10 protein-coding genes are annotated in these 8,438 nt (G+C 72.8%); 3 read left to right on the forward strand and 7 right to left on the reverse strand.

Annotated elements, in window-relative coordinates; genetic code table 11:
- Window positions 1–114 precede the first annotated feature (114 nt).
- From ACFW2E_RS15685 to afsQ1, 5 genes are all read right to left on the reverse strand, one after another.
- Entirely contained in the window at window positions 115–315 is a 201-nt protein-coding gene (locus ACFW2E_RS15685) for a PspC domain-containing protein (RefSeq protein ID WP_384466643.1), read from the reverse strand.
- A gap of 92 nt (window positions 316–407) precedes the next feature.
- Window positions 408–959, reverse strand: coding sequence for a VanZ family protein (locus ACFW2E_RS15690; RefSeq protein ID WP_384466645.1), 552 nt, complete (start codon window positions 957–959; stop codon window positions 408–410).
- 103 nt (window positions 960–1,062) lie between these two features.
- Window positions 1,063–1,665 carry a hypothetical protein gene (locus tag ACFW2E_RS15695; RefSeq protein WP_384466647.1) on the reverse strand — a complete coding sequence of 201 codons (603 nt, stop codon included), beginning with the start codon at window positions 1,663–1,665 and terminating at the stop codon, window positions 1,063–1,065.
- A complete protein-coding gene (locus ACFW2E_RS15700; RefSeq protein ID WP_384466649.1) occupies window positions 1,662–3,248 on the reverse strand; it encodes an ATP-binding protein in 1,587 nt (528 codons plus the stop codon). The genes ACFW2E_RS15695 and ACFW2E_RS15700 overlap by 4 nt, the downstream gene beginning before the upstream one ends.
- The gene (afsQ1, locus tag ACFW2E_RS15705) at window positions 3,245–3,922 is read right to left on the reverse strand and encodes a two-component system response regulator AfsQ1 (protein ID WP_384466651.1); all 678 of its coding nucleotides are present in this window, start codon (window positions 3,920–3,922) and stop codon (window positions 3,245–3,247) included. The genes ACFW2E_RS15700 and afsQ1 overlap by 4 nt, the downstream gene beginning before the upstream one ends.
- A 230-nt stretch (window positions 3,923–4,152) precedes the next feature.
- On the opposite strand from afsQ1, the gene ACFW2E_RS15710 reads away from it, so the two are divergent.
- On the forward strand, window positions 4,153–4,911 hold the full coding sequence (locus tag ACFW2E_RS15710) for a SigE family RNA polymerase sigma factor (protein ID WP_384466653.1): 759 nt from the start codon (window positions 4,153–4,155) through the stop codon (window positions 4,909–4,911).
- A gap of 193 nt (window positions 4,912–5,104) precedes the next feature.
- Here the strand turns inward: ACFW2E_RS15710 and ACFW2E_RS15715 are convergent, their stop codons facing one another.
- Entirely contained in the window at window positions 5,105–5,740 is a 636-nt protein-coding gene (locus ACFW2E_RS15715; RefSeq protein WP_384466655.1) for a uridine kinase, read from the reverse strand.
- A gap of 167 nt (window positions 5,741–5,907) precedes the next feature.
- Window positions 5,908–6,633, reverse strand: a complete 726-nt coding sequence (locus tag ACFW2E_RS15720; RefSeq protein WP_384466657.1) for a hypothetical protein — start codon at window positions 6,631–6,633, stop codon at window positions 5,908–5,910.
- A gap of 192 nt (window positions 6,634–6,825) precedes the next feature.
- On the opposite strand from ACFW2E_RS15720, the gene ACFW2E_RS15725 reads away from it, so the two are divergent.
- Both ACFW2E_RS15725 and ACFW2E_RS15730 read left to right on the forward strand, forming a co-directional pair.
- Window positions 6,826–7,800 (forward strand): helix-turn-helix domain-containing protein, encoded by a 975-nt coding sequence (locus ACFW2E_RS15725; protein WP_384466659.1) that lies wholly within the window; start codon window positions 6,826–6,828, stop codon window positions 7,798–7,800.
- A 143-nt stretch (window positions 7,801–7,943) separates the two neighbouring features.
- Entirely contained in the window at window positions 7,944–8,351 is a 408-nt protein-coding gene (locus ACFW2E_RS15730; protein ID WP_384466661.1) for a hypothetical protein, read from the forward strand.
- The last annotated feature ends 87 nt before the right edge of the window (window positions 8,352–8,438 follow it).

Raw genomic sequence — 8,438 nt, forward strand, 5'->3', positions numbered from 1 at the left:
GGGGGGCGGCGGGGCCCCGCCCCCCCCGGGCGCTCCCCCCCCCCCCCCCCCGCGGGGGGGGGGCCCCCCCCCCCCCGCGGGCGCGCCCCCCCGCGCGCTTCGCGGGCGGGGAGGTCACCAGGCCGTGCGTGCCTTGTCCTCCGACGGGAACAGGATCCACAGCGCTATGTAGAGCAGGAACTGCGGGCCCGGCAGCAGGCAGGACACCAGGAAGAGCACCCGCATCGTCGTCGCGGAGGTGCCGAAGCGCCGTGCCAGCGCGGCGCACACTCCGCCGATCATGCGGCCGTTGGTGGGGCGGGCGAGGGCGGTCATGTCGGCTCCTTCACGAGCGTCTTCCGGGGCCTCCCGAATGGCTGCCCCGTATGAGGACAACGCTACGGAGACGAAGCGGACGAAGCGTCGCTCTACGGTGCGATGCCGACCCTGGGAATCGTCGGGGTGCGACCCTGAGGCGCCTCCTCCTGGAGGGCTGCCGTGCCGTACACCCGCTCGCCCCTGCGGCGGAGCCAGGAGCGGCCCGCCGGGACGACGGCGAGGTGGGCGAGGGCCACGCCCGCGGTGTTCAGCAGCAGCGAGTCGACGTCCACGACCCGGCCCGGCACACCGGTCTGCAGCAGGGCGATGCCCAGCGAGATCAGGGCACCCGCGGCCGCAGTGCGCAGCAGGGAGGCGAGCCGGGAGACGGCGAGCCTGCCGTGGGCCATGGGCAGCAGCACGCCCAGCGGCGCGAGCAGCCCGAGCCCCTCGCCGATCCGCCGGGCCGCCTCCGGCCAGCCGAGGGCCAGATCGGCCCGGATGCCGGCGAGCGGGCGCAGGTTGGCGGGCATCACCCAGGGGACGTCCAGCGGCCGCAGCATGAGCCAGGCGACGAGCGCGAGATGTGCGACGAGGAGGAGACCTCCTGTCACACGGATGCGGATCGCGGCGCTGCCGCCGATGGAGCCTTGACGCTGCACGTCCCACAAGACGCGCCCGCGTGCACGATCGGTTCCGGATCCGCCACGCACGTGTACACGAGCCACGCGCACACCCGGGTTCCGACGTGCCTCCGACGGCCCGTCAGCCCGCCGTGACCTCGCTCGAGGGCGGCTCGGTGGTCCCCGGCCGGGCCCGGACGTCGTCGGTGCACTCGTACCGCCGCAGCGGCTCGTGCCCCGGCCCGCCCAGGATCACCGAACCGTCACCCTCGGCCGCCGTCGAGTCGGAGAGCGTGCACACGATCTGCCCGAGGGCGTACGCGGTGAGCTGGTCGGGCGACGTGCTGAGCCGCAGCGTGTCCTCGGGATCCCTGGGCCGGGGCCCGCTCACGCTCATTCCGCCGTGGACGTACGTCGTGTATCCCGCGTCCTTCTCACTGGGGGACGGCGACTGGGCGAGCTGGTCCAGCAGCCCCTGCGCCACCATCACCCTCCGCTTGGCGTCCGGTGTGCCGTCCGGCACGCGCACCGACCGGTCCACGGTCACCAGCGACGAACCGCACAGCAGGAACACCTGCACGGGCACGCCCCCCGAGGACTGCGCGGTCAGATTCGGCTCGGTCAGCGAACACGGCACCCGCGAGGGCGCCCCGCCGAAGTCGGTGGGCACCTCGGTGGCCCGGATGCCGCACCCGGTGAGCAGGGCGGCCAGGAGCGGGAGCGCCAGCAGGCGTCGTGGGTTCATGTCACGTCTTCCTCGGAACCGTCGGCCTTGCCGTTCTTGTCGCCCTTGGCGTCGTGCTCCTCGGCGAGCCGCGAGGCGTCCCTCGGCAGCCGCAGTGTGAACACCGCCCCGCCCTCCGGCGAGTTGGCGGCGGTGATCTCGCCTCCGTGGATGTGGGCGTTCTCCAGGGCGATGGACAGGCCCAGGCCGCTTCCCTCGGACCGCGGACGCGAGGCGCTCGCCTTGTAGAAGCGGTCGAAGACGTGCGGCAGGACGTCCTCGGGGATACCCGGCCCGTGGTCCCGCACGGCGATGACCAGCTGGTCGTCGGCGATCCGCACCGACACCCGCACCGGAGACCCGCCGTGCTTGAGCGCGTTGCCGATCAGGTTGGCGAGGATGACGTCCAGCCGGCGCGGGTCGAGGCGGGCGTGGATGCCGCGCTCGGCGTCCAGCTCCACCGCGTCCAGCCAGGCGCGCGCGTCGATGCAGGCGGTGATCTGGTCGGCGATGTCCACGTCGTCCAGGACCAGCCGGGCGGTGCCCGCGTCGAAGCGGGTGACCTCCATCAGGTTCTCGACGAGGTCGTTCAGCCGCCGGGTCTCGCTCACCACCAGGCGTACGGCGGGCTCGATCATCGGGTCCATGCTCCCGGCCTCCGCGTCCAGCTCCTCCTCCAGCACCTCCGTCACGGCGGTGATGGCGTTGAGCGGCGTACGGAGCTCGTGGGACATGTCGGCCACGAACCGCCGGGTCGCGTCGTCCCGCGCGGCCATGTCGGCGACCCGCTTCTCAAGCGCCTCGGCCGCCTTGTTGAACGTACGTGACAGATCGGCGAGTTCGTCGGTGCCCGACACCCTGAGCCGGGTGTCCAGCTTGCCCTCGCCGAGCCGCCGGGCGGCGACACCGAGCCGGTGCACCGGCTTGAGCACGGTGGTCGCGGCGGCCTGCGCGAGCAGCGCCGAGCCGATCAGCGCGAGCCCGGTGGCGATACCGAGGGACCAGGCCAGGGAGTTGAGGTCCTTGGCCTCCGGCTCCAGGGACTTCATGATGTAGCCGGTCGGACCGCCGCCGATCACCCGCGTGCCGGCCACCAGGTACGGGGTGCCGTGGTCGACGACCCGCTGCCAGTACAGGTGGTACGGCGACCTGTTGCCGTCGGACACCTCCTGCTGCTTGTTCACCGCGGCGCGCAGCGACTTGGGCACGTCCTCCAGCGCGAACCCGTTCAGGCCGCCGGAGTTGCCGTACACCGTCTTGCCGTTCGCGTCCTCGCCGACCAGCAGCACGCTGAAGCGCTGGCTGCTGTTGGCCATCTGGCCCGCGGTGCGCTGCAGTTCGTCCTGCGTGGGGTGCACGGGCAGCGCGCCCGCGCGGTTCTGCATCTCCTGCTCGAAGTCGCGCAGCACCGCGTCCTGGGCGCGGGTGAGCACGGCCTCCCGGTTGAGCCAGTAGGCGATGCCCGACGCCGACACGGCGGCCGTGAGCGCCACCAGCCCGAAGACCACGACCAGACGCAGCCGCAGACTGGTGAAGCGCAGCCGTGACACGGTTCCCTTGCGACCCGCGGCCCAGCCGCGGATACCCCCTTGCGCGTCCGTCACTGAGGAGTGTCCAGGCGGTAGCCGACACCACGCACGGTACGGATCAGCGTCGGGGACGAGGGCACGTCCTCGACCTTGGCGCGCAGCCGCTGCACGCACGCGTCCACCAGCCGCGAGTCGCCCAGGTAGTCGTGCTCCCAGACCAGCCGCAGCAGCTGCTGGCGGGACAGCGCCTGGCCGGGCCGGCGGCTCAGTTCGAGCAGCAGCCGCAGCTCGGTCGGCGTGAGCTGCAGGTCCTCGCCGTTCTTGGTCACGGTCATCGCCGAACGGTCGATGACGAGACCGCCGAAGGTCGCCGAGTCGCTGGACTCCCGTTCGCCGCGCCGCAGCACGGCCCGGATCCGGGCGTCCAGCACGCGGCCCTGCACGGGCTTGACCACGTAGTCGTCGGCACCGGACTCCAGCCCGACCACCACGTCGATGTCATCGCTGCGCGCGGTCAGCAGGATGATCGGCAGCTGGTCCGTGCGCCGGATGCGCCGGCACACCTCGAATCCGTCGATGCCGGGCAGCATCACGTCCAGCACGATCAGGTCCGGCCGCTGCTCACGCAGCAGCTTCAGGCCGTCCTCGCCGGTGGCAGCAGTGGCAACCCGGTGTCCCTGGCGCGTAAGAGACAGCTCCAGGGCCGTACGGATGGCGTCGTCGTCCTCGATCAGCAACAGGGAAGGCACGGGGCTCATTCTGGCCCATGGAGGGGCTCTCGGACGACCTGTGGGCACCCTGATCGCCGGGAATCGCGCTACCGCCACCACCTGTGCACATTCCGTGATTCCACTGTGGCCGACCCCTGTGACAGGTCTGTGACAGTCGGCGGACAAGGCCATGAAGGTCCCCGGGCAAGCTTTTCGGCACAGGCAAGGAAGCAAGCAGAACACCGGAAGTCCACGACGGGGGGCGCGAGATGAACACGCTGCACGGTATGAGCACCAGCGCAGTGGTCACGCGTCTGCACGACGTGAACCGGGGTTCCGAGAAGTCCGGTGCCGTGAGCGGGCGGGGGTGCGCTCGCGGTACCGGGCGTCAGCACCCGACGTACATGTCGGTGGTTGACACGCACACGGGGGGAAGCACGACGGGGGTCACGGGGGCCCACGGGGGAACCGCGTACAGGGAGGACACGGGGGAGCGCCGCTCGCTGACGGAGGCGGAGTTCACCGCCTACGTCCAGGAGCGCCGCGCCTCCCTGTACGCGACCGCCTACCACCTGACCGGCGACCGCTTCGAGGCCGAGGACCTGCTGCAGAGCGCGTTGTTCTCGACGTACAAGGCGTGGGACCGGATCAGTGACAAGGCCGCGGTCGGCGGATACCTGCGCCGCACCATGACCAACCTGCACATCAGCGCCTGGCGGCGCCGCAAGCTCAACGAGTACCCGACCGAGGAACTGCCGGAGACGCCCGGCGACACGGACGCGATGCGCGGCACCGAACTGCGCGCGGTCCTGTGGCAGGCGCTGGCCCGGCTGCCCGAACTCCAGCGCACCATGCTGGTCCTGCGCTACTACGAGGGCCGCACGGACCCGGAGATCGCGGAGATCCTCGACATCAGTGTCGGCACGGTGAAGTCCAGCATCTGGCGGTCGCTCCGCCGGCTGCGCGAGGACGAGGTCCTCAGCTTCGGCCGTGACGAGGAGAACGCCTTCGGTGAACTGGTCGCCTGAGGGCCGGGGCCCGCTGCCGGGCTCGACGGGGTAATGGGGTAACACGGGGGTCCGGGGGGACCGACGGGGGAACGGGGGAGCTCCGCCACGGGGGACGCGGGGGAGCGCGGGAAAGCGGGACTGGAGGGCCGGGGGGTCCGTCCAGTCCCGTTTCCGTGTGTGCGGCTCTCCGCGTGTACGGCGCCCGCGACTCCTACGCCGGAGTCTGGGTGCGCACCTGCCGGCCCGCCGCCGCGGCCGCGAGCCTGCCCAGTGCCTCGTCGCGGTCGCAGGGGTGAGCGCCCAGCGACACCTGGCGGGCGACGATCGAGCGTTCGGCGTGCATCAGGCGCCAGCCTCGGCGCAGCAGGAACGGCACAGACTTGCGGCCCTCCTTCAGGTCCCGCAGGAAGCGCCGCCGGAAGGTGGTGACCGGCCCGCGGCTCAGACAGATGGCGTCCGCCAGGATGCCCAGCTCACGGCAGCGCTCCACGATGTCGGCGGCGAAGATGCCCTCCGCGATGAACAGCGGGATGCGGTCGATGCGCAGCGTCTCCTCGCCGGTCCGCGCGCTCAGCGAGATGTCGTAGACCGGAACGGTCGTCGTCCCCGTGGCGCACAGCCGGGCGACGGCCTCGACCGCGACGTCCGCGTCCCAGGACAGCGGATGGTCCCAGTCGATGTCCGAACTCCCCTCCACCAACGGCAGGGTGGGGTCGTCGCCCTCCTTGTAGAAGTCGTCGAGACGCAGCACGGGAAGCCCGGAACGGGCGGCGACGAGGGACTTGCCCGAGCCCGAGGGGCCGCACAGCAGCACGACACGGGCGGGTGACGGGGGATGAAGGCTCACGGAACACCAGTTTGACGTATGGTGCGCCTCCTGCCGACCCCCGGGTCGGCTTTGGAGCGTGCGTCACACCTCAATTCGCCTCGTGCCCGCGCGGTCACCCTGAGCATGCGCAAGGGCTCGCACCTTTCCGAAGGAGAGGGGTGCGAGCCCTTGCGTGAGGTTGCGGGTCAGGACACGAGCGCGTCGGCCGCCGTCGGCTCCCACACGGTCACGGACGGGGCGTGCACGTGGGCCGTGACCGGGATGCGCACGGTGTCGCCGCCTTCCAGCTTCACGGTGAGGGACGAGACGTCGGCACCCCGGCCCGGGGCGTCCTGCTGGTCAAGGGAGACGCCCTCGTAGTTGGACTGCCCGGGGGCGAGGACGTTCGGGCCGCCGCCGATGCCGCCGGGGGTGCGGGCGCTGATCTTCCCGTCGAAGGTGACGAGTCCGATGATGCCGAGGTTGCACCGGGCCCCGCTGGTGTTGCGGGCGGTGATCAGCAGGTGGTTGAGGGGACGGGAGACGGGCGCGGCGGTCACGGTCAGCTGGTTCGCGCGGCAGTAGCCGACGCGGTGGGACCCGGTCGCCGAGCCGGAGGTGCCGGAACCCGAGGTGCCGGAACCCGAGGTGCCCGAGCCGGAGGTGCCCGAGCCGGAGGTGCCGGAGCCGGACGTGCCGGAGCCGGACGTGCCGCTGCTTCGCCGTGCCGCGGGGGTCGTCGTTGCGGCCCCGGCCGACCCCTGCGAGGCGCTGGAGGCGGCCGGGGCGTGCGCGGTGCCGGAGGCGGCCGAGGGCCGGCCCGTGGACTCGGACGCGGGGCTCGCGGACGAGCCCGAGGGGTCGCAGGCGACGAGGGCCAGGGAGCCGAGGACGAGTGCGGCGGCGGGGCCCAGGATGCGCTTGGCGGACATGTGTGTTCTCCCGTTGGGTGGTTCGGTCGTGGCCGGATCAGGTGAACCGGCCGGTGACACGAACTGTGCGGTGGGATCCGTCCCGGCTGCCATCTCCCGCCGCCGGTCGGGCACACTGGGATGTTCCATCAGCTGTGACGTGGGGAAACGGCAGATCCTGGAACGCGGTTCCGGGACGGGGAGAGGGACGGGATGACACCCGAGGCGGGGGATCTGGCGGAGCTGCTGCGCGCGTTGAAGGAGCGTTCCGGGCGCAGCTACGGCTTCCTGGGCAAACGGCTCCACACCAGTACGTCCACCCTGCACCGCTACTGCAGCGGTGCCGCGGTGCCCACCGAGTACGCGCCCCTGGAGCGGTTCGCGCGGGTCTGCGGGGCCACCCGGGACGAACTCGTCGAGCTGCACCGGTGCTGGATCCTGGCGGACGCCGCGCGCCGCCGGGAGTCGGCGCCGGCGTCCGCCGGGCCGACGGCGCCCGTCGGGGCCGGCGGTCAGGAGCCCGCGGCGCCGGGAGCGGAGGAGGCGGGGGAGACGCCGGACCGCCTTCCGGAGGAAACGGATCCGGTCGTTTCCGGCGGTGCGACGAGCGGTCCGGTGAGGGCGGATCCGGACATCGCCGGCGATCCGGCGCGGGGCGGGCGCGGGCGGCGGTGGGCGGTGGCCGGTGCCGCCGCCGTGGGCGCGCTCGCCGTGCCGGGCGGGCATCTGCGGCTGCAGGTGACCGTGCAGGGCAGCGACAGCCGACCGGTCGTGCTGCACGCGCTGTACGTACGGGTCACGAGCACCCGCCCGGCGCCCTCGGGGAACGCCTACACCATGGGTTCGGGATGCGGCGGCGACCTGGCACCGGCCTCCTTCGGCGTCGACCTGGACGCGCAGGCCCCCCGGGCGACCGCGGTGCCGGGCCACGAGGGCAACATCACGACGCGCGCGACCGACTTCCCGTACAAGGTGTCGGCCGACGATCCCGAGGTGCTGAACATCGACGCGCGGACGGACAGTCACGACATCGGCTGGTACCTGGAGTTGAGCTGGAGCAGCGGCGACCGCAGCGGGACGGCGCGGATCGACGACCACGGGCGTCCGTTCCGCACGGCGGGCATGCGCGGCGCCAAGTCCTACTGGTACGACGCGTCCGGCCCGGGCCGCTGGACCCCGTACCAGTAGCCGCCGCTCGGCTCCCGTCGCTCGGCCGCCGGCCGCGAACGGCTCCCGCGGGTCGGCTTTGGAGCGCGCGTCGCACCTCAACTACCCTTTGTGTCGACCAGATTACCCTGCGCGCCGGAAGGCGCCGGAAGGTGGCACCAGCAATGGCCCGACACGCGTCCCCCCACAACCCGACCGCGCGGCGCGCCCTGATCGCCCTCGCGACCGCCGGAGCGGCCCTGGGCGCGGGTGCGGCCACGGCGTCCGCGGCCGCCGGCCCGCTCGTCGGCGCGCCGTCCCACCCGGCCTCGCTCGGAAACGTCGACGCGAACGCGGGCGCAAAGGCGTTGAGCGGCACGCTCGGCTACGTCGTCGGCCCCGTCGCCGGCCTCAAGCCCAACCCCCTCGCGGGCACCGGCGCCGACCCGCTCGACAACGGCGTCGGCACCCAACTCGCCGACTTCAAGCCGCTGACCTCCAAGGCCCTGACCGGCCCGGTGGCGCAGGCGCGCTCGATCGGCTCGATTCCGGTGCTGGGCCAGGTGACGGGAGTGCTCGGCGGCCAGGTCTGACGGCGCACGCCCCCGCATACGAGGAGAGGCGGGGGGGGGGGCGGCGCGGGGGGGGGGGCGGGGGGCGCGGGGGGGGGGGCGGGGCGC

Origin of the sequence: Streptomyces sp. NPDC058964 (assembly GCF_042741275.1) — a bacterium.
In the GTDB taxonomy this organism is placed as follows: Bacteria; Actinomycetota; Actinomycetes; order Streptomycetales; family Streptomycetaceae; genus Streptomyces.

Coding starts and splice junctions, on each gene's coding strand:
- ACFW2E_RS15725 (WP_384466659.1), top strand. CDS start 6,826: ATGACACCCGAGGCGGGGGATCTGGCGGAGCTGCTGCGCGCGTTGAAG.
- ACFW2E_RS15730 (WP_384466661.1), top strand. CDS start 7,944: ATGGCCCGACACGCGTCCCCCCACAACCCGACCGCGCGGCGCGCCCTG.
- ACFW2E_RS15710 (WP_384466653.1), top strand. CDS start 4,153: ATGAACACGCTGCACGGTATGAGCACCAGCGCAGTGGTCACGCGTCTG.
- ACFW2E_RS15695 (WP_384466647.1), bottom strand. CDS start 1,665: ATGAACCCACGACGCCTGCTGGCGCTCCCGCTCCTGGCCGCCCTGCTC.
- ACFW2E_RS15720 (WP_384466657.1), bottom strand. CDS start 6,633: ATGTCCGCCAAGCGCATCCTGGGCCCCGCCGCCGCACTCGTCCTCGGC.
- ACFW2E_RS15685 (WP_384466643.1), bottom strand. CDS start 315: ATGACCGCCCTCGCCCGCCCCACCAACGGCCGCATGATCGGCGGAGTG.